Genomic DNA, 20,417 nt, shown 5'->3' on the forward strand with positions numbered 1-20,417 from the left:
TTGCATGGATTAGCTTTTTCGTTATTGCGAGTAGTCGTAGACTACAGCCAATCCATAAAAATATAATCTGAGTAAATGAAGGGTAGCTATACGAAGCTCAACTTGGAAAAGAGCAAGGAGCCTGTAAGCCGAGGAGCAGAGCGTATACTTTTAATACGTGAGTATCCGAGGACTTACAAAGACGACACAGTCAATTTTTCAAGTTGAACGAGTATAACTATGCTACTAATTTTTCACGCAATACTTCAACTAACTTATTAATTGCTTCGGTTGGGTGGATGTTTTCAAGGATAGCAAGCTCGCCTGCAAGTCTATTTAAAGCTGATTCATAGAGTGTTCTTTCACTGTAAGAACGATCATTATCAACATTTTTATGTAAGTCCCGTAATACTTCGGCTATAGCTACAATATTACCTGAGTTAATTTTGCCTTCATATTCTTGGGCTCTTCTACTCCACATTCTATTTCCTTGTTTTGGTTTACCTTGAAGAGTTGAATATATGACATCTAAATCTTTTCTGCTTGCAACCGCTCTAAGACCAACAACCGCAGCTCTACTAACAGGCACTTTTAATGTCATTTTATCCTGCGAAAAGGAAATTACATATACTTTAATTTCAGTACCTGCAATAGTATAATATTCTATATTTGTTATTTCACCAACTCCATGTGCAGGATAGACAATTCTCTGCCCTATTTTAAACTCAGATTTTTGTTCGGATTGTGTTGTATTTGCCATTATTAATTCCTCCGTAGTGGTTTTAGTGCCTAAGAACTTAATGTTAGACTATTATTTCTATAGCATAGCACATTTTGCTTTTATTATAAAGTAGAGATTTTTATTGAAATAAAATTGATACGATCTTATTGTAGATAATATTAATAAGTTAAAGGAATAAATATGCGAAGTATTTTTATTATACTAATATTTTTATTATTTTTGAGTAGCTGTTCAGAAGAAAAAGCACAAGATAAGAACCATGAGGAAAAACAAATAATAGAGCACGAAACTCAAAATAACGAAACTTCTAAAGCAACGAATCAGGAAGCCGTAAATTCTGAAAATACGGCTGAATCAATAGTTCCTGCTAATGATAATAATCAGACTGATGAAGTATCAACGCCGGCTTCACAAAAACAAAAAAATCCTGCAATAAAACCTGTTAAAGTCACTTTTAAAGTTGATGATAATGATATGGTTCTTGGTAACAAAAAATCAAATGTTATAGTAGTCGAGTATTTTTCTCCTACCTGTCCGCATTGCGCTTATTATCATCAAACAATTTTTCCGGAACTTAAGAAAAAATATATTGATACTAACAAAATTGCATATGTGGTTCGTGAATTTATTGCTACTAAACAAGATTTAGATGCTGCAATTTTAGCCCGCTGCAAGGGGGATACAAATAGTTTTACACAACTTCATAATATCATATTAATACAACAAGATAAGTGGGCATATAGCAATAAATACAGAGAATTATTAACTGATATAGGACAACTTGGCGGTATTTCTCCGGAAGAATATAAACAATGTTTAAATAATGATAAAATTACTGCAATACTAATTGCTAATACCAATTTTGTAGCAAAAGCACCCCAATTTATAGGTACTCCTTCTTTCTTCGTTAACGGAGTACAAACAGGAAGTTATAGCATAGATACTATTTCCACAGCAGTTGATAAAGCTTTAGAGGAGCAGAAAGAAAAAGCAAAAAATGAAATGAGCTTGTAATTTAGATCGTCATTGCGAGCAGTCGTAGACTGTGCGGCAATCTCGTTAAATATCCTGAGATTGCTTCGTCGACGGCTATGGCCTCTTCTCGCAATGACGGAGATAAACTAATGAATACGGAAAAACTAAAAGATATCAAAGCAAGAATTAAAGACTTAACAACCCCTAAGTTTTCTAATCCTAAAATTCGGCAAGAAATTAGCCCCTTCACTATCGCTGTAGATTTAGTTTCAGGTACAATGATAGGTGTCGTAATTGGAATATTTACGGATAAAAATTTTAATTCTAAACCTTTATTTCTTATTATATTTACAATAATAGGAATGATTGCCGGCTTTAACATTATAAGGAAAAAAGTAAATAATAAAAAGTAAGGAAATGACTCATAGCCCTTTAGCACAATTTGATATCAAAAAATTAATAGACATCAAAATGTTCGGTTTTGACGTCAGCTTTACTAATTCGAGTATCTATATGTTACTTGCTAGCATCTTAGCTCTAACTTATTTTTACTTAGCTTTTTATAACCGGAAATTAGTACCTTCTAGATTACAAGTGAGTGCTGAAATAGTTTATAATCTTGTAGCTGATATGTTAAATCAGAATATAGGAGTAAAAGGACGTAAATTTATTCCGTTAGTTTTTAGTTTATTTATTTTCATTTTATTCTGTAATTTACTTGGTATGATACCTTATAGCTTTACTACTACTAGTCATATTATCGTTACTTTTACCTTGGCAATTCTAGTATTTTTAATGGTAACTATAGTCGGTTTTGTAAAACACGGCTTACGTTTTTTAACCCTTTTTTTACCACATGGTACTCCTTTATGGTTAGCACCGTTGATGATAGTAATTGAACTATTTACATATTTAGCAAGACCGGTTAGTTTATCATTGCGACTTGCCGCTAATATGATGGCAGGACATGTTTTATTAAAAGTAATAGCCGGTTTTACCGTGTCATTAATGATTTACTTGAAATTTCTGCCAATCCCTATTATGGTGATACTAATTGGGTTTGAAATTTTTGTTGCAATACTTCAAGCTTATATTTTTACTATTTTATCTTGTATGTATCTTAATGATGTTATTAATTTACACTAGGCTTTTTGCACAACTTGCTTCTAAAGGTAATTTGTACGTCAATCCGATGCTTGAATCCTCACGTACTTTTTTGTACTCTGCAGTTCTGTGCTTCGTGTTTTCTGCAAATTCCTCTTTATTAGCTTCATTGTGCAAAAAGCCTATTATACAGATAATTAGATAAAATTTTTTGATTAATTAAAAGTGAGTTTTTTTATGGACATGGTTTCTTTAAAATTTATTGGTACAGGACTTATGGCTATCGGCATGTATGGTGCAGCTTTAGGCGTTAGTAATATATTTAGCTCTCTACTTAGTTCAATAGCACGAAACCCTTCGGCTACAGAAAACTTACAAAGAATGGCTCTGATCGGTGCAGGTCTTACTGAAGCAATGGGACTTTTTTCCTTTGTAATTGCTATGTTACTTATTTTTTCTTAAAATTCATTTTTAAATAAGATGCCTCAATTTGATATTGCTACCTATTATTCACAAATTTTTTGGCTTATCATTACTTTCGGCTTATTGTATATCTTTGTTTATAAATTTATAACTCCAAAAGCTGAAGAAATTTTTAATAATAGACAGACAAATATTCAAGATAATATTACGCAAGCCGATACATTGACCATAGAAGTAGAAAAGCTAAATAAATATTATAACGAGGAAATAGACAAAACAAATGCTGAAATAGATAGACTAAAAAAAGAAAAAATAGACTCTTTAGAATCAGAATTTTTAATTAAAAAAAAGAATCTAGAGCAAGATTTAAAAAACGCTATAAATCAAAACATTGAAGATATAAATTTAGCTGCTAAGCAATTTAGAACTAATAAAAGCGCAGCAATCATAAAGCTTGCCGTTAATATTATTGAAAAAATAGCTGGCACTAAAGCAGATATGAATTTACTACAAAATATAAAAGTAAAATAATGAATTTCCTAGATGAGAGCTTCTGGCTTGCCGTTAGTTTTGTAATTTTTTTATATTTAGTTTATAAACCGGCAAAAAAAGCCATTTTAAATTCTTTAGATGCTAAGATTTTAGAAGTCCAAGAAAAAGTTCTACAAGCTGAAAAGTTAAAAGAAGATGCTGCTTTGCTCTTTAAACACACCAACGCACAAATAAAGAAATTAGAAACTTTACGCTCTCAAATGATAGAAGACAGTAATGAAGTTACCAAGAAAATCATTCAAGAAAAAACTAAAGAAATTGAAGAATTTTTAGAGCATAAAAAATCTGATGCTATACAGTTAATGCAAAACCAAAAATCAACCGCAAGTAAAGAGCTACAAGATGAATTTTGTGATGAAGTGATAAAACTTGTATCCGAATATTTCCAATCAGTTAAGCTTTCAGAAAGCAACATTGCTAAAAATTTAATGGATAAATCTGATTTTCCTCAGGATGAGGGTAAAGCTACATAGCCACACTAACCACTAGCTAGCAATTTATTTAAAATTGCTTCATCATTAACACATACCCGTAATATTGAGCCATCAATAAAATATTCAGGATGTTCGTTTGTTATCTTATTTGTTAATTCAGGATAGGCTCTAACAAATTCTTTTACACAAGTGAAGTTTTTGCTAGAGCTGTTAATCGCTACTAAGCAAATCGCTTCAAAACATAACATTTTAGCTATTTCTATATTTTTAAGGTCAGATAAAACTCCTAGTTGTTTTGCTATAAATATCTATCACCTAAATAGCCTTGCACCCCCAATTTCCTAAGATTGAGAACTTACTATTCCACTTATCTTTAGCAACATTAATATATATTTTATTTAAAACATTCTTTTGTATTTTTTGTTTAATTTCTAATGTAACTTCCTCAAAATCGCCTCTTTACAATATAAACTCTCTAGTTTCATTATTTTTTATAAATTCTGGTGCAATTTTTTTGAGATAAGTTTTTAGCCTTGTAGTGGCCTAAACCTAAAGTTTGACGTACATTAAATAAGGTTGTTTATAGAACTCTATAGCTTCGTATGTATTATCTAATTTTCATAAATCACTCCGATATTGAGAGCTAGCAATAAAAGAAGGATGAACTAATTCTTGATCGATTTTTAAAGCTTTCTTATAATATTTTAACGATTCTTCAAATTTACATAATATATATTCATTATAATAACCCATTTTTTGATATAAATTTGCCTTTCTACATTTATCCATTTCAATATCATCATTTAATATTTTTACTACATGGGGATAAAATATTTTAGAATTTTCCCAGTCTTCACTTGGAACATCTGTTAATATTGGAAATAAATCATCTAAGATTTCTACTAGTCTTGTATAAATCTCTTTTTCATCTATCGCATGTTCTTTATTTTATTTATATATTGCTTTGTTATAAATTGCATTAATCTATGTAATTGTAAGCCGGCTTGTCTATTTTGGTATGTTAGATTCATTACCGATAATGCTTCTATAACCTTTTTATAGGTTCTTGTAGCTTTTCTTCATCTATTAAAAATAATTCTTCGAAAATCTCTATACTGATAAACTCAGGGTCTAAATCTGCAGAATATTGTAAAATATCTGCCAAGCTAAAGGTGATTTTTCTAATAATTGTAGTAATAAAACGGTTTCTATATGATCATCTTTGCTATTTTTAAAGTAATTAATGTTAATCATTTACTTTAAGTAATTTATTTGCTTTTAAATATGCTACTGCTTTAGATAGCCTATAAGGTGATGCAGCATCGTTACTACCAAAGTCTTCTACTAATTTATCAATATCTTTCTTGTTTAATCTATTTTTTAGAGATTTCTTTAAATATAATATCGCTTCTTTTTTACTAAAAGACTCTACTAATATAATATTTTCTATATCATCACTTAAATTATTATTTTTAGTAGTAATTATCACTTGTGCCATTAAGTATATTAATTATACTGTTAAGATAAGGCTCTATATCTTTATGATCTTCAACATTATCAAAAATAAATAATATAGCTGAATTTAAATTAGCAATCCTTTCATGGACTAATCTTATTATGTTTTCTTCCTTTTCATCTATTACGTAAATAGTAAATTCTTTAGCAAGTTGTCTATATGCTTCAAGGACTTTGTCTGCAGAATCTACGTTAATAAAACGTACTATTTTCTTTTTCGCTTGTGTTTGTCTATCTCCATATTTTATAGCTAGAGTGGTTTTACCGGCTCCAGCGAAAGCACTAATTGTTACAAATCGTTTTTCGTTTAAAGTTTCTTCTATTTGTTGTAATATTTCAGTATGGACAATCAAATTATAAGTTGATAAACTTACTTCAATTAACCTTAAAATTTGCTCTCTTAAATCATCTACTTTAACTTTAGGTAAGTTTGTAAAGATATAATATTTGCCATATTGAGGTTCATATAGTTTTTTTATTACTTTTAACTATTGTTTTATTAAATTTGGTATTTCTTTTTTATCTATACTCAATTTGCTCAACTGTGCTAGATACCACTACTGCCCTTATTATTTGTATTTGCTATATCTACAGACAAATTTACTTCTTTTATACGATAATGACCTTCGTAAAAAAGTTCAAATGTTCCCTCAGGGGTTATGATCTCTTTTGATGGGCAACCTTGTACGGCATTATTTTCTAAATGCTTATAAACCTCTAAAAATTGTCCGGTTGCAATATTACCCGCTTATAGGCTGATCGATTACCTCTAAGAAGCTTCCAAAGGTAATAAATATCAAGTGCTTTTATTAATATGCGGATTACAGACATTTACAAAATTTGGAGCTGATAAATAAGTTGTTATATTTAAAATTTTTACGTCAAAGGTAGTTTCATGGCTATACATCTGCGGCTAAAGATTTTCTGTAGCTAAATCCGGGCTATCAAATGTAATTGCCTTTGCTTTTGGATAATGAAAATCTCTATGAGCAAAATATAAACTAAGCTCTGCGAGCCATACACCTAAAGAATGACCTGTGAAAGATAAATTATAATTATTCTCTTCAGCATATTTGGTAATCTCCTTTGTAGCTTCATATGCGGCCGCTTGCTGTGCCACTATCTGTCCACCTAAAATACTTTTAAAATGAGCTTTAAACGGTGAATTAGTTTTGAGCAAATCTAATTTTTCAAATGTAGTACCTCGATAGGTAAGTACAATTTGTTTTACTTTTTCATTTACATATGCTACTGCGTAATATCTACCTATTTCAGGCTCAAGTCTTTTAATTGTTCATTTCGGGTTTTGACCTTTTCATTATTTTCTTTTTCTACAGCAAACTCTACAATATAATTTTCCGTAGAATCCATATAAGCATGTAAACTAAATAACCCATGGACAAAGTCGGTAGGGTGGTGCTTTATAGTTTTGATTATTTAAGATCTTATATTATAGGAAAATATAGAATGGTGACCCCTACGGGACTCGAACCCGTGTTCCCACCGTGAAAGGGTGGTGTCCTAACCGCTAGACGAAGGGGCCTTAATTTTAAAGTAAGCAATATAGTTAGTCATACCGTGGCTATGACCACGGCATGACATTAAGTTAGAAGTTTTATATAACACCTTTGCAAATATTGCAAGTATAAAAATTATAGGTTTACCTTAAGCTTAACACTACCTTGATGACTTCTATAATGTTTATTTAGATAATAATTATAATCCAACGAAATAGTAGTATTTTTGATACTGCCTATAATACCCGTTCCTAAATTATAGGATGTTTTCGGTTGCTTCGGTATTAGATAATTATGTTTGAATGTATTATCAAATATTTTAACAACTCTATTTATTCTTTGGGTTTTCTCTTTAAAATTATGTTCTACCGCTCCTTGGAATGTTAGACCTAAATTATTAAATTTTAGAGCATCTTTTAAAGGTACTGTGACTTTAGTACCGACAATTCCAGACAATATATTATTCTCTTTCATTGTAAGAGCTATTTCTTGTACGTTAACACCGGTTTCATTATATACCCCGTCTCGTGACTTCCCGTATCTTAAGCCGATATTCGGGGTAATAACGAACTTGCTCTGCAAAAGATAATTATAATGCAGTAATGCTTCCGCATTATAACTATGATTACGATGTTTTACATTACTTTTAATTTTAGTATCACCATATGAATAAGTTGTTTTATCTTTAATAAAGTTTTTAGAAGCAGATACTAAAGCTTGTAGTGCAAAATTCTTCGGTAATTCTTTTTGTCCGTAAATAGAAACCACATGACTATTAATAAGTTCTTTATCATTATTTTTACTATTTTTAAATTTAAATACTGAATGAACATTACTATAAGCTATACCTACGATATTATTGTCGATTTCAGCATCGAACCCGATAGTAGCACCTTTGTTAGTACCTCTATAACCGGTCATATTCTCAACGCGTCCATGATTATTAGTGCCATACATACCACGCATCCACAAACCTCTTTTTATATGAGACTCTTCTTCATCACCGGCTCCCACTGCTACCATATTATTAGACATATTCATAGATGCATCTAATCTGTTACGAATCATATTATTTACAATAGTATTAACAACTTTCGCTTGATTTAAAGTAGGAGCGTTTTCTGAAATTTGCGTTTGCATTTCTTTTTTTGCTTCCTGTTCAAGAGGAATAACCGTATCAACTTCTGTTATTTTAAGATTACCCCCATCGGAATCGGATAATTGCCCTATTGTTTCTTCTTCCTCTTCAAACCCTGAATCATAACTTTCTTCATCTTCGCTACTATCGCCTAATGCTAAACATTCCTTTTCTCTATCATCACTTAATGCTAATGCACTCTCATTACTTGATGCAAGTGCAGGTAATGAAGATAATTGTCTACTTACTTCTGTGTCTTCTTGTTCTTCATCTCCTGCAGGTAAGGTAGATTCTGATTTACCATCCGACACTAACATTTCTTGTAGCAATAACTGAGCAAGAATATCTGTAGCTTCTTCGCGAAGTAACGAAGAAATTTTTTCATCATGTTCTTGTAATTGTGCATTTATTGCTAAAAGCATTTTTTCATCTAATTCCTCTACATCCTGTATACGATTACTTATATAAGCCATTGCTTCTTTAATATGATTAAGTTCCTCACTTCTAGAACTTGAGCCAGACAATTCTTCTATTTTTTGTATTTTATTGCTTAATACTCTTATATAGGTATCTACATAATCTTTATTAATTTCTATATTTAGAGTATCTACCGGAGTTACAACATCACGACTACTCAAATCATCATCATTAGAGAAGCTGTTTATGCTACCAACTGAAGATGAACATGAAAATACCGGCTTACTCTCAGTTACCTCAGGTTTAGATTCAGTATCTAAATGCTTTATCTTCCCTTCTAACAAAATCTTTTCTTTATTTAAAGTATCTAACTCCAATTCCTTATTATAATCATTGGCTATTTTTTCATGTTTAGATTTTAATTCCCCTAATTGCATAACATTAGAATTGTTTAAATCCTCTAAGCCACTAACCGAAGGTGAACGGGATAGATTTGATTCTGCATCACTAAGTACACCGCTTATGTCATCAATTGAATAGGAACGTAATATTGATACATCTGTGCTTGAAGACTTTTCATTTAAAGAAAATTCTGCTTCTATGGCTTTCCTTTTTTGTTTTAATTGTGATTCTTTTGAAGATAAGTCTAGTGCTTCCATAGCTAACCGCTTAAATTCTAGGTTTTCTGGATCTTGATATTGATTCAATTTGGCAATAGCTTGCTTTTCCTTAACTATTCTAGCTTCCTCTACTTCTAATAGTTTATCTTCTAAATCCAAATACTCTAATTTCTTCTCAAGCTCGGCACTTCTGAATAATGGTATAGGTAATTTTCGTTTACTAGTATTCGTGTAACTTATAGATGGCTTAGGTTGCTCTGTCTTATATATTGTTTCTGATGCTAAATTCTCATAACTAACCGACTCATATATAGTAGATAAATTAGATAATGGCTGTGTACCTTTTTTAATGGTACTATCAACCAAATTTAGTCTACCTTGTGATCTATCATTTATTATATTTTTATGATCTTCTCGAAATTGTTGAGCTTGCGGAGAGTTATATAGTGACCCTACATTTATAGGTGGGGTTACAGCTAAATTTTTTGGTAAGCTATCCATATTAGCAGTCGGCATAGAATGACTATTTCCCCCATTTGGATTAAATCCAACATCTACATCTGTTTCTATATTATTAAAGTGTTTATCTGCTCTGCTTTTAATAGCATCCAATTTTTTTTCTGCTTTTGCATTATAAGCTTTTATATCTTCCGGTTTGCGTATTAATACCTGCTGTAATTTTTGAGAGACCTTAATTGCTTCTCGGTAATCATTTTCTATTTCCTGTAAAACTAAACTAACTGATCTTCTTTGTGAAGGACTGGTTGTTTGCAGTATTGCGGTTCTCTTTGCATCTAAAAGGCTTATAAGCTGAGTTGCCTTTTCTATGCATCCACTAACTACACTTAAATTAGACTCCTTATGATTCTCATTTCCCCAAGCGTGGCCAAATTCTCCCTCTTGATCTACTGTTCTTTGCTTTGAGGTTTCTCCATCTCTTTTCCTTCTTCTGTTCTCTGCATAATTTGTTTGCAAAATTGAATCTACTTTTGATAAAGCTCTCTTTATTATATTACCTTGTTTTTTCTTACTAGAAACTAAATAGGTACTTTCTTCAGTTAAAGTGTCTTGAGGTGCATAATATAAATCTAGTCCTAGATCATCCTGCACACCTAAAGTTTCTGTACGCATTTTTTCTGATTGCAGTTGTTGTATCTCCGAAATACTTCCACTTACATTATTTTTCCTCGATGAGTCACTTTTAGCAACAGTTGTATTTTGTGTTGGCGTTATTAAACCAAGAGTTTCTATAGTTAACGTATCAGGTTGTTTTAGATTCTGAACGAACGCGTCGCCAGCTAAATCTAAATATTCTAATCCTCTTTTATCAAGCTTTGGACTTGAAGAATATGGTGCAGAATTTTTCCAATTGTTGTCAGATCTCAAGCTTTCATCTGTAGTTGTGGTTTGTAACAATGCTGATTTTTCTTCAAAATTTACACTTTTAGCTGAAGACGAGCGTGATAATACTGGAGTACTGCTTTTTCTTGAATTCTGTTCATACTCTGCATAAGACTGAGATATTTCCGCTTGCTCATATACTTTTTGAGTTTCTAGAATTCTAGCTTGCTGAATTTCATATAACTTATCGAACAAACCTTCATATGCCTTTATACTGGCAAGATGTGCAATCTCACCTAATTTTTGACTAAATTGATCCGCACTAAACTTTCTCATTTCTGTTGCTAAACTATCTATTACACTATCTATTTGAGCTTGATTTGACTGATTTGGCTGTATGCTATTCAAATAATTAATGTATTGTGAAACCTTAGCCTCATAAATATCTTTTGAATGACTTGGAATAGGGTCCTCTATTTCTTGATAAGGTTGCTGCTGAACTTTTATTGCCACTAAGTACCCCTCTTCATCCTCTGGTTGTTCACCTAAAATTCTCTGAACCCCATGACTTAATGGTATAGTTGGCTTTGCTTTTGGCGACTGCTTATAAGTAGGACCGGTAGAACTATTATAAACAACAGGAGTTAATAACTTTAGATTTTCCTCTATCTTATTTAATTGTTCAGAATCACCATTCATTTTATCTTGCATGGCTCGTAATGCCGTTCTACTTGTTTCTTTTTTCGCACTAGCAGCTACTTCTTTAGCTTTATCTGATGCCGTTTTTATAGATTTTTCTTGTTTCTTTATTTCTAATAACTGCTTTTGTGCTTCTTGTTTTTTCTTTTCTCTTTTTGTTCCAGCACTACTTTTTCTTACATTATCTCCGCTTAATTTATTTTTATTAAATACACCTTGCCGAGCCTCATTAATTCTTGCTTGCTGTGCTTGAAACGCACTAACTTTGGTTGACGCCGTTGTAACCGGAACTGTTTCCTGTGATTTTATCGAAACTTTATTTGCTGGAATATCTATTTTTTCTATTTTCTGAAATAATCTATCTGCTTTATTGTTTTTACTTGTTAACTCTTTTTCAAGTTTCTTTATTTTACCTTTATTTTCACCTATTTTGATTTTTGTTTCTATCTCTTCAGCTCTTGACTTGAGTGTTTCTGTTGTTTTTTGTGTTGAAGTTAGCTGCGTATACAACTTCTGCAATCGTTTTTTATCTTTTTTATCTGTGGTATCTTTAATAGCCTGTGTTACTTCAGCTAACTTGATTCCTATCATCTCATTAACTCGTGATATATTACTTACCATTCCTGCTACAATTTCAGTACTGCTTTTTTTTATAGGCAACGGTACAAATGTCGGCTTCGGAGGAACTTCTGATTTAACCTGTGAGCTAGATTGCACTGCCTGTTGTTGCGGGTCGCTACTGCTAAACAATAATCTTCGTGCTGCCTTTGAGTTTGTGTTTATGTTTGGTGGTGTATTAGCTCCTAAACTATCATTTGGTTTAGAATCTGAAGTAGACTGATACGGAGTCGCCGGTGTTGATGATGGAGTACCAGGTGCCGTAGTATAATGTTCAGGTGATGTCAGGGTAGTATTTGGTGTATTAGGTGCAGTGATAAAACTATTTGAAGCTGGGCTAACAGTAGGCGAAGACGCTGTTATTATAATCTCTGGTTTTTGAGGCATTTGTTCTGTCGATTCAGGAGTATAAGTATTTTGACTTTGTTCTGTTTTTTCAATGCCTGCAAATGTTTTGCATCTAGTAATTGGTCGTACTTTTCTTGATTTCCTGACATCAGACTTACTACGTGCTACCACTTTATAATGATCCTCTATAGGAACATCTTTTAATGGATTATATGCCTTAGGTTTGTTAGATATTTTCATTTCTCTTATTTCAGATGGAGTATATGTGTTTATTTCTGGTTCCGATACAATTACTGTTCCTATCTGCTGCGGGGTATTTGTCGTATCTTTGTGTCTGTTTAATTGTGACACGTGATTCAACAATTTATTACTGAGATCGATACGAAATGCTTCTTTACTCATCGCCATACCCTCAAAAGGTATTGCAGCTCCTACTGAAATAGAGGCAAGCAGAGAATATTTTAAAAATCTTGATTTTTTTAGTAAATGTTGTTCTGTTAACTTATTCATTACAAATATCTCAATTTAAATTAAAATTTCATGTACATAACGTTGGACATTATAATAAATAAGTTAATAAAAAGCAATATATAAGTTAATTTATCTTAACTTATAATTACAAGAGAATTTTGTTCTAATTATTGAAAATATAACTGATATAACGTATAATGCATTTTTTATAATGCATTTTTAACTTTTGATAGAAAACACTATGATCTTTTAAAATAACTTTGGAAACAAAGTATAATAATTTAAATATTTGGTATTTTGTTAGTTTTATTTACGGTATTATTGTTTATTTTTCGCTTGATTTTGAGCTTTCATTTACAACAATTTTTTTCATTTTTTGTGTTTGTTTAATATTAACCTTTACTAGAAATTCTAATATATTTTTACAGTTTACTTACTGAATGATTATTGCTTTTATTTTTGGCATATTCATCTCTAAATATCGTGTAACAAATTTACATAGCGAAATGCTTTATAAACCTATCATCACTAAAATTAGCGGTAAAATAGAATCGATAAAACCGACTATTATAGGAGGATAAGTAGTATTAAGTCGCATAAAGATAGAAAAAATTAATCGTAACTTACAAAAAGTTAAAAAATTAGTATACCGAAAAAATATATACAAGAAATTAGGGTAAATAACCGAATTACTTTGCTTGCTAAGCTCTATAAGCCGCAAAATAGTATACTACCCGAAGGTTATGATTTTGGTTTTTACGCTTATCTATCGGATATTGGAGCAAACGACTATGCGATGTCTGAGCCGCAAATTATAGAACGTAATGAAACAAATTTTGATAGTTTTACTTATAGAGTGCGTTCCTATATTTATAATAATTTAATAGAAAAGATAAAGGGAATTTTGCAGCTGCAATATTACTTGGCAAGACAAAAGGTTTAAACAGGCAAATAATGCAGGATATGAGGCAAAACGGTATATCACACGTGCTTTGTGTTTCAGGATTTGCATCTATCTTTAGTTGTGATGATTATTTTCCTTACTACAAGGTTTTTATTAAATCTTTCAAATTATTTGGCATATAATTTCAATATAAAATTAATCTCTGCTTATTGTTCGCTAATAGGAAGCTTTGGTTATTTAGAACTAAGCGGTATGCAAATAGCAGCGACTAAAACTTTTATTACTGCTGCAATTTTTATTTACGGTATTATATTTATCGGACGCTCTTGCGCTTTCCCCTTCATTCACTTGCAATTGCGGCTTTTATAATATTATCGTTAAATCCCGAATATATTTTTCATCCAAGTTTCCAATTATCTTTTATCGCCGTATTATCGCTTGTTGCCGGTTATGAATTTTACTTAAAGAATTCATGGTTACTTGGAGAAAAGAAAGGCATTTTTGGAGCAGTAAAATTTTATACAGCCTCAAATATTTATTCAAGCTTCTTAGCAAGCATCATAACGGCACCTGTAGTAATTAATCAATTCTTTATATTTGCTACTTACTCAGTACCAGCTAACCTCATTGTCGTTCCGATAACGTCATTTTTTCTTATGCCTCTTGCTTTGTTATCTCTGCCTTTTACCATGATCGGGTTTGATAACTATATCCTAAAGCTTATAGGATTCTTTATTGATATAATAATAAAATCAGCCACCTATTTTAATAGTTTACCGGCTGCTGTATAGTATTTCAGTTATATTACCAATTTCAGCATATTACTCTTTTTTATTCGGCTTTTTTGGCTTTATATATGGAAAACTGCTTGGCGTGTGCTTGGTCTTGCAATCATGGCAATATCTTTTATATTTATGTCCTACTCGCCAAAGCCGGAATTAATATTTGATGCAAATCATATGGCGGTAGGCGTTAAAGATAGAGAAAATAAACTAGTAATACATGCTGATAAAACACCTGCTTTCAATAGAACTTACTGGGCTAATTGGTTTAGACCAAAAGATAGTATGGTGTTACCTTTAGAGAATAATATTTTTTAACCAACTACGGACAAAAAATTGTCATTAATAAAGATAATCATTGTGAGAAAGCCGAAATTCATATTAATCTCAATTATAAATCTAAATGCCGCGAGAGCTTAATAACGATTAATAAAGATTAAAAAAAAAGCCCTATTATACTTATCTTTTGCAATAAAAAGGAATGTACGTAAAATCTTAGTACCGGACTGTTCTTGTTCTATGTCATTCCCACTTGGCATTGTTGTGTGGATACTGAGTCGTTATTGCAAGCAACTGTGTAAGGAGCGTGGCAATCCAGAAAAATAATAAAAAAATGTTAAAAACTAGCATTTTTTACTGGATTGCTTTGTCAAAACTTACAGTTTTTCCTCGCAATAACGACTCAGTATCCACACAACAATGCCAAGTGGGAATGACATAAACGAGCCATATAACAAGGTCCAGTTTTTAGCTAGGATGACATCAAAGTCTTTTTAAAAACTATCCGATACTTTAGGTAAAATCGAATAATGCAAGTTACACACAAAATACTAAAAATCCCCTCAAAAGGATATAGAAAAATCTTGAGTCTCTTAAATGAAAAAGGACAAGCAAGGCTTATAGGCGGCTGCGTACGTGATGCGTTACTAGATCTCTTGCATAACAAAACTAATAAAGAGGAATTTGAAGGAGACACGGAACGCAGAATCGCAATGTACATAAACGTACGTGAGGATTCGAGTACCGGATCGACGTACAAATTACCTTTAGAAGCAAGTTATCCAAGAGATCGACTTGAGAAAGGTAGCTGCGATATAGATATAGCTACTAATTTGACACCTAGTGAAGTAACAAATATTTTATCTGGAGCTAAAATAAAAACTATTCCGACCGGTTTAAAATTCGGCACGATTACGGCTATTTTAAATAATGAAAAATTTGAGATCACGACTCTTAGGAAAGATATTGAATGTAACGGCAGACATGCCAAAGTAATATTCACCAACGATTTTGCCGAAGATGCCGCAAGACGAGATTTTACTATTAATGCTTTAAGCTATTGTCCCTTTAAGAACGAGATATATGATTATTTTGAAGGATTTAAGGATTTGCAGCAGGAAAAGGTTGTATTTATAGGGGAAGCTCTATATAGAATTAAAGAAGATTATTTGCGAATTCTACGCTTTTTTCGGTTTTCTAGCTATTATGCGAATCAGCTTGATGATGGCAACTTTAAAGCATGTAAAGCTTTAAAAGACGGCTTAAAAACTTTATCACGAGAGCGAATTAAAAGCGAAATGGATAAAATTATTGTTTCAAAAAGAGCAGCACAAATTTTAAAAGCTATGTTTGAAATAGGAATATTAGAACTAATATTCTCTATCCAAAATTATGAAATAAAATTTTTTGAGCAGGCAAATGATTTTAAATTAGAGTTAGTTACTCGATATGCACTCTTATTATATTGTCAAAAAGATTTAAATTTAAAGGTCTTTCTAGATTGGAAATTCTCAAAACATGAAGCAATGCAAATATTATCAATAACGAACTTTCTGAATGACGCTAAATTTAACATGAAAAAAATTTGGTTTGAAAAAAAGAATTATAAGGAATATTTATTAGCAGCTAGAATAATCGGTAAATTAAATCATTCACAAGTAAAAGAATTTATTCTTAAATATGATGCGTTATTACGTCCTAAATTCCAACTAAACGGTAATGATTTGTTAAATATGAATATAGAAAAAAAAAAAATAGGAGCAAAACTAGAATATCTAAAAAATTTTTGGATAGAGCAGGATTTTAAACCTAGTAAATTAGAGTTGTTGGCGAAATTATGAGAGCTAGTACGTCAAACCGTCATTGCGAGGAAAAATTGAAAATTTTGACGAAGCAATCTCGTGCCAAAATCCTGAGATTTCCACGCTCCTTTCAGTCGCTAGCAATGACGATTTGGTATCAACGCAAGCAAGCCTTCACAGAGATGACATACCTAGCATTACTATTCCTTACATTCCTCAGCCTTACTAGCTATGCTAAGCCTAAGATAGTTGTAAGTATTACGCCAATCGGCAGTATTGTTTCGATGCTTGTTAAGGATAAAACGGATATCGAGAGCTTAGCTATTAGTAGTGACTGTCCACATCATTATAATTTAAAACCTAGTGATTTAGTAAAAGTCAAAAATTCTGATATAGCAATTTATATTAATGAACAATTTGACGGTTTTGCCGAGAAATTAATTGATAATCATAGCAAAAACATTATAAAAATCAGTGATATTAAATCTTTAACCACTATAAAAGATAATTGGCATATTTGGCTTGATCTTAATAATGCTGTGATTTTACTACAGGAATTTGCACAAATATTTAGTGAAAAATTTCCTGAGCTACAAGAAGATATTAATAATAACCTTTCAACAACACTTAAAGAATTAAATAAGCTACAAGAGATTAAAAATAATGAGCTTGCAACGATAAAAGACGTAATTTTATTAAGTGACAGTAGCGAGTATTTTTTTCTTAATACTAATATTAAAACTGCAAAATTATATAGCGAAAGTCAAAAAAGCCTCCGATATATAAGCAAGCTAGAAGATTTAATTAAAGAGTCTAATAACAAATGTCTTGTTTTAAGTAATGAACAAAATTCACGATTATACGACAAATTAAACGCTAAAATAATAATATTAAATAGCGAAAACTGGAATGTGCAGAATATAGGTTCCAACACTTTTCAGAATCAATATTTACAAATGATTTATCAAGTTAAAAAATGCATACACTAAATAGCGAAGAAGAGACAAAGAAGCTTGCAAAGCTTTTAGCACAAAGCTTAAAACCAAATGATATAGTTTTACTTAACGGTGACCTTGGAGCAGGTAAAACATTTTTTTGTCGTGAAATTATTAAATATTTTTGCGGTGAAAATACAAGCATTATAAGCCCTACTTTTAACTTACTGCAAACTTATAAAGCATCTAACTTCACTATATATCACTATGACCTGTATCGTCTTAAATCACCTGAAGAAATTTATGAACTTGGATTTGAAGAGGCATTAAACGGCAATTTAATTTTAATAGAATGGTCTGAAATTATTAAGCATTTACTTACTCCGCCTTTAATCGAAGTAAATCTAGAAGTATTAGATAATAATAAACGTTTATGTAGTATAATAACAAATCATAAAGAAAATTCACAAGAATCTTCCCTTATTGATTTTTTACAAGATTCTCCGCTATTCGATACAAAACTTGATATTCAAAGAGATAAAAGCCCTACTAGAAAAGTTAAGTTATAATTATGAACTATTTAATTTTTCTTTTAACTAATTTATAAACTTTTCCATCATTTCTTTTTCCTATAAGAAAGATATTTAATATCTTATTTAAAAAATCCTTACTCTCTTCCTCTGATAAAAAACCACTTTTACTCGCATTTTTTGCTTGCATTGCCCAATACATATCTTCAAGCTGATTAATTTTCTCATATTCTTCATGTGATATAAGAACAACTATGAGCTTACCGTATTATTAATATCTAACTAATCAATTGTCATGTAATAAAAACGCCTTTTCAATAGGAAGTAATTTTAATTCCGGTAACATCGGCATAATTAAATCTATTCCGGCTTTTTCGTTACTATTACCGTGTACCAATATAAAAGAACCATTTTGAACTTTTTCGCCTTTAGCAAGCCATGCATTACTCCCAAGCGGAATAAATCCCAAATCTTTTAATTTTTCTATTAATGTTTGATCGGAAACTAATCCAGGAAAACGAAAGAAAGGTGACGGAGCAATATTATAACTTACTAATATTTTCCCTGCTTCTAATACTTCATTTTCAAAATCATCTTTATTGGAAAGAAGGAAATTATCTTCAAGAGGTTTATCTTTAAAATAAGGATGACTAAATGAATGATTAACCCATGTTATTTGTAAATAACCGTTTTCTTGTTGTTTTAATAACCATAAGAATTCTTCTGTATGCTTATTAATCCATAATCCTGAAACACATATAGCAATCGGAATAGGTTTATTTAGTTTGATCGATAATCCTACGAGCTTTTTAAAAAAATCTTCTTCAAAGCTTTTGGAAGAAGGACACATGTCAATTGTCAAGAACTGTCCTTTTACTTTATACATGCTACTCGTAGCACCGTAATTTTGTTGTATATAAGGTGTAGAGCTAGAGCTATATTTATTTAAAACTTTAATATACGGAGTTTTACTTAATTTTTTTAGAAGATTTTCTTTTTCTATTTTATTCGTAGGTAAAATTACCAGCTCTTGTAGGGCTATTTCAGTTTTAAAAGAATTCGGATCTACTAAAACGAAATATGATTTTTCATTATTTAAATAAGAACGAATAGCAATTCTTATTTTTTTATTTTCAGCAATTACAGGCAAAAATACCGGTTTATAATCAGTTATAATTACTGCTTTTTCACTTGCATAGCTTAAACTAAAAAACAATATTACAAAAATAAAACTTAAAATTCTTTTAATTTATTTGTCTCCATAACGCTCGTATAAAATTCCGCAATTTTCTCTTTTACAGCTAGAGGATCGTTCATTAAATTAACAGCACCTCTAAACTCTGCTGAATTCGGTAAACCGCTACTATACCAGCCAATATGCTTACGTGCAATAGGTACGCCCACAGATTCACCATAATAATCAAGTATTGCCTCATAATGCTCGGTTACGATATCTAGCTGCTCTGCTATAGAGGGAGCAGATTTTTCTTCACCTGTTTTAAGATAATGATCAATTTGTGAAATAAGCCAAGGTTTGCCATATGCTCCTCTACCGACCATAATACCGTCTGCACCAGATTTTTGTAGGGCTTCTTTTGCCTTAGCAAAATTAGTAATATCACCATTAGCAATAACCTGAATCTTTACCGATTCTTTAACTGATCGTATAAAATCCCAATCGACATTACCGGAATAAAACTGGCATCTAGTTCTACCATGAACGGTAATCTCATCTGAACACCTGAGCTTTCAGCAATTTTGGCTAAAGTCGGAGCGTTTTTCGTATTATCATCCCAACCCATACGCATTTTAACAGTTACCGGCAGCTTAACCGCTTCAACGGTAGCTTCAAAAATTTTAGCTGCCAGCTGCTCATCCCTCATTAGAGCCAAGCCTGAATAACCCGCCTACTACTTTTTTCGCCGGACAGCCAAAATTAAGATCGATAATTTTTGCTCTCACACCCTCATTCATTTTAGCAGCTTCTGCTATCACATTTGGCTCACAGCCTGCTAGCTGTACGCAATCACTTGTTGCATCATCACGCATAATGGCGCTTTTTTTTAGTGACTGCCTAGATTCCACAATCATTGCTCTACTTGCTATCATTTCAGAAACTACAAGCCCTGCACCAAATCTTTTCACTAATCTTCTAAATTCCAAATCCGTAACACCTGACATTGGAGCTAGTATAATATTTGAAGAAAGCTCAATATTGCCGATTTTGATCATAAAAACCGTTATAAAAATAAACACTCATGATATCATAATTAAGTATTTTTGTCTAATATT

Annotated in this window: 20 protein-coding genes, 1 tRNA gene and 4 pseudogenes; 13 read left to right on the forward strand and 12 right to left on the reverse strand. The window is 31.4% G+C overall.

The genetic code is table 11. The features are described from left to right. Window positions 1-217 precede the first annotated feature (217 nt). Window positions 218-739, reverse strand: a complete 522-nt coding sequence (locus tag RSIB_RS02755; RefSeq protein ID WP_004996941.1) for a CarD family transcriptional regulator — start codon at window positions 737-739, stop codon at window positions 218-220. 162 nt (window positions 740-901) lie between these two features. Between RSIB_RS02755 and RSIB_RS02750 the strand changes: the two genes are divergently transcribed. From RSIB_RS02750 to RSIB_RS02740, 3 genes are all read left to right on the forward strand, one after another. Further along, window positions 902-1,735 carry a DsbA family protein gene (locus RSIB_RS02750; protein ID WP_004996943.1) on the forward strand — a complete coding sequence of 278 codons (834 nt, stop codon included), beginning with the start codon at window positions 902-904 and terminating at the stop codon, window positions 1,733-1,735. Window positions 1,736-1,845: 110 nt separating this feature from the next. After that, window positions 1,846-2,109, forward strand: a complete 264-nt coding sequence (locus tag RSIB_RS02745) for an AtpZ/AtpI family protein (RefSeq protein WP_026053137.1) — start codon at window positions 1,846-1,848, stop codon at window positions 2,107-2,109. 4 nt (window positions 2,110-2,113) lie between these two features. Then, the gene (locus RSIB_RS02740) at window positions 2,114-2,842 is read left to right on the forward strand and encodes a F0F1 ATP synthase subunit A (RefSeq protein ID WP_004996951.1); all 729 of its coding nucleotides are present in this window, start codon (window positions 2,114-2,116) and stop codon (window positions 2,840-2,842) included. On the opposite strand, the pseudogene RSIB_RS07870 reads toward RSIB_RS02740, so the two are convergent. Next, window positions 2,837-3,016, reverse strand: a pseudogene (locus RSIB_RS07870) (palindromic element RPE1 domain-containing protein); the annotation flags it as partial. The gene RSIB_RS02740 and the pseudogene RSIB_RS07870 overlap by 6 nt on opposite strands. Before the next feature lie 21 nt (window positions 3,017-3,037). Between RSIB_RS07870 and RSIB_RS02735 the strand changes: the two are divergent. The 3 genes from RSIB_RS02735 to RSIB_RS02725 are packed head-to-tail and all read left to right on the forward strand — an operon-like array spanning window position 3,038 to window position 4,248. Then, a complete protein-coding gene (locus RSIB_RS02735; RefSeq protein WP_004996954.1) occupies window positions 3,038-3,262 on the forward strand; it encodes a F0F1 ATP synthase subunit C in 225 nt (74 codons plus the stop codon). Between the two features lie 18 nt (window positions 3,263-3,280). After that, window positions 3,281-3,754 (forward strand): F0F1 ATP synthase subunit B family protein, encoded by a 474-nt coding sequence (locus tag RSIB_RS02730; RefSeq protein WP_004996956.1) that lies wholly within the window; start codon window positions 3,281-3,283, stop codon window positions 3,752-3,754. Beyond that, window positions 3,754-4,248, forward strand: a complete 495-nt coding sequence (locus RSIB_RS02725) for a F0F1 ATP synthase subunit B (protein ID WP_004996957.1) — start codon at window positions 3,754-3,756, stop codon at window positions 4,246-4,248. The genes RSIB_RS02730 and RSIB_RS02725 overlap by 1 nt, the downstream gene beginning before the upstream one ends. 5 nt (window positions 4,249-4,253) lie before the next feature. Here the strand turns inward: RSIB_RS02725 and RSIB_RS02720 are convergent, their stop codons facing one another. The 7 genes and pseudogenes from RSIB_RS02720 to RSIB_RS02700 form a co-directional block, all read right to left on the reverse strand. Further along, window positions 4,254-4,457 (reverse strand): hypothetical protein, encoded by a 204-nt coding sequence (locus tag RSIB_RS02720; RefSeq protein ID WP_004996959.1) that lies wholly within the window; start codon window positions 4,455-4,457, stop codon window positions 4,254-4,256. Between the two features lie 363 nt (window positions 4,458-4,820). Continuing rightward, window positions 4,821-4,998: pseudogene (locus RSIB_RS08675) on the reverse strand (tetratricopeptide repeat protein). Window positions 4,999-5,455: 457 nt separating this feature from the next. Beyond that, window positions 5,456-5,707, reverse strand: a complete 252-nt coding sequence (locus tag RSIB_RS09790) for a hypothetical protein (protein ID WP_004996971.1) — start codon at window positions 5,705-5,707, stop codon at window positions 5,456-5,458. Then, window positions 5,682-6,077: an AAA family ATPase gene (locus RSIB_RS09795; protein WP_004996972.1), complete on the reverse strand. Its 396-nt coding sequence runs from the start codon at window positions 6,075-6,077 to the stop codon at window positions 5,682-5,684. The genes RSIB_RS09790 and RSIB_RS09795 overlap by 26 nt, the downstream gene beginning before the upstream one ends. 560 nt (window positions 6,078-6,637) lie before the next feature. Beyond that, window positions 6,638-6,904 carry a lipase family protein gene (locus RSIB_RS02705; protein WP_004996975.1) on the reverse strand — a complete coding sequence of 89 codons (267 nt, stop codon included), beginning with the start codon at window positions 6,902-6,904 and terminating at the stop codon, window positions 6,638-6,640. Window positions 6,905-7,192: 288 nt separating this feature from the next. Further along, window positions 7,193-7,267 (reverse strand) — tRNA-Glu (locus tag RSIB_RS06075). Window positions 7,268-7,376: 109 nt separating this feature from the next. Beyond that, complete coding sequence (locus RSIB_RS02700; protein ID WP_004996977.1) at window positions 7,377-12,932, reverse strand: autotransporter domain-containing protein; 5,556 nt, start codon at window positions 12,930-12,932, stop codon at window positions 7,377-7,379. A gap of 401 nt (window positions 12,933-13,333) precedes the next feature. Between RSIB_RS02700 and RSIB_RS09150 the strand changes: the two genes are divergently transcribed. From RSIB_RS09150 to tsaE, 7 genes and pseudogenes are all read left to right on the forward strand, one after another. Next, on the forward strand, window positions 13,334-13,474 hold the full coding sequence (locus RSIB_RS09150; protein ID WP_014410261.1) for a hypothetical protein: 141 nt from the start codon (window positions 13,334-13,336) through the stop codon (window positions 13,472-13,474). 113 nt (window positions 13,475-13,587) lie between these two features. Next, a complete protein-coding gene (locus RSIB_RS02695) occupies window positions 13,588-13,836 on the forward strand; it encodes a hypothetical protein (protein ID WP_004996981.1) in 249 nt (82 codons plus the stop codon). 20 nt (window positions 13,837-13,856) lie between these two features. Next, window positions 13,857-14,588, forward strand: a pseudogene (locus RSIB_RS10460) (ComEC/Rec2 family competence protein). 102 nt (window positions 14,589-14,690) lie between these two features. Beyond that, window positions 14,691-14,897, forward strand: coding sequence for a hypothetical protein (locus RSIB_RS02690; RefSeq protein WP_016728414.1), 207 nt, complete (start codon window positions 14,691-14,693; stop codon window positions 14,895-14,897). 491 nt (window positions 14,898-15,388) lie between these two features. Then, window positions 15,389-16,699 carry a palindromic element RPE1 domain-containing protein gene (locus RSIB_RS02685; RefSeq protein ID WP_032850870.1) on the forward strand — a complete coding sequence of 437 codons (1,311 nt, stop codon included), beginning with the start codon at window positions 15,389-15,391 and terminating at the stop codon, window positions 16,697-16,699. After that, window positions 16,696-17,649 (forward strand): metal ABC transporter solute-binding protein, Zn/Mn family, encoded by a 954-nt coding sequence (locus RSIB_RS06090; protein ID WP_016728413.1) that lies wholly within the window; start codon window positions 16,696-16,698, stop codon window positions 17,647-17,649. Before RSIB_RS02685 ends, RSIB_RS06090 begins: the two co-directional genes overlap by 4 nt. Beyond that, window positions 17,637-18,164 carry a tRNA (adenosine(37)-N6)-threonylcarbamoyltransferase complex ATPase subunit type 1 TsaE gene (gene tsaE / locus RSIB_RS02680; RefSeq protein WP_004996990.1) on the forward strand — a complete coding sequence of 176 codons (528 nt, stop codon included), beginning with the start codon at window positions 17,637-17,639 and terminating at the stop codon, window positions 18,162-18,164. The genes RSIB_RS06090 and tsaE overlap by 13 nt, the downstream gene beginning before the upstream one ends. Before the next feature lie 7 nt (window positions 18,165-18,171). Here the strand turns inward: tsaE and RSIB_RS09155 are convergent, their stop codons facing one another. From RSIB_RS09155 to dusB, 3 genes and pseudogenes are all read right to left on the reverse strand, one after another. After that, entirely contained in the window at window positions 18,172-18,327 is a 156-nt protein-coding gene (locus RSIB_RS09155) for a hypothetical protein (protein WP_016728412.1), read from the reverse strand. Window positions 18,328-18,411: 84 nt separating this feature from the next. Then, window positions 18,412-19,374, reverse strand: a complete 963-nt coding sequence (locus tag RSIB_RS02675) for a polysaccharide deacetylase family protein (RefSeq protein WP_100217527.1) — start codon at window positions 19,372-19,374, stop codon at window positions 18,412-18,414. Continuing rightward, window positions 19,359-20,357, reverse strand: a pseudogene (gene dusB / locus RSIB_RS06920) (tRNA dihydrouridine synthase DusB). The gene RSIB_RS02675 and the pseudogene dusB overlap by 16 nt, the downstream one beginning before the upstream one ends. Between the last annotated feature and the right edge of the window lie 60 nt (window positions 20,358-20,417).

Origin of the sequence: Rickettsia sibirica 246 (assembly GCF_000166935.1) — a bacterium.
GTDB lineage: Bacteria > Pseudomonadota > Alphaproteobacteria > Rickettsiales > Rickettsiaceae > Rickettsia > Rickettsia rickettsii.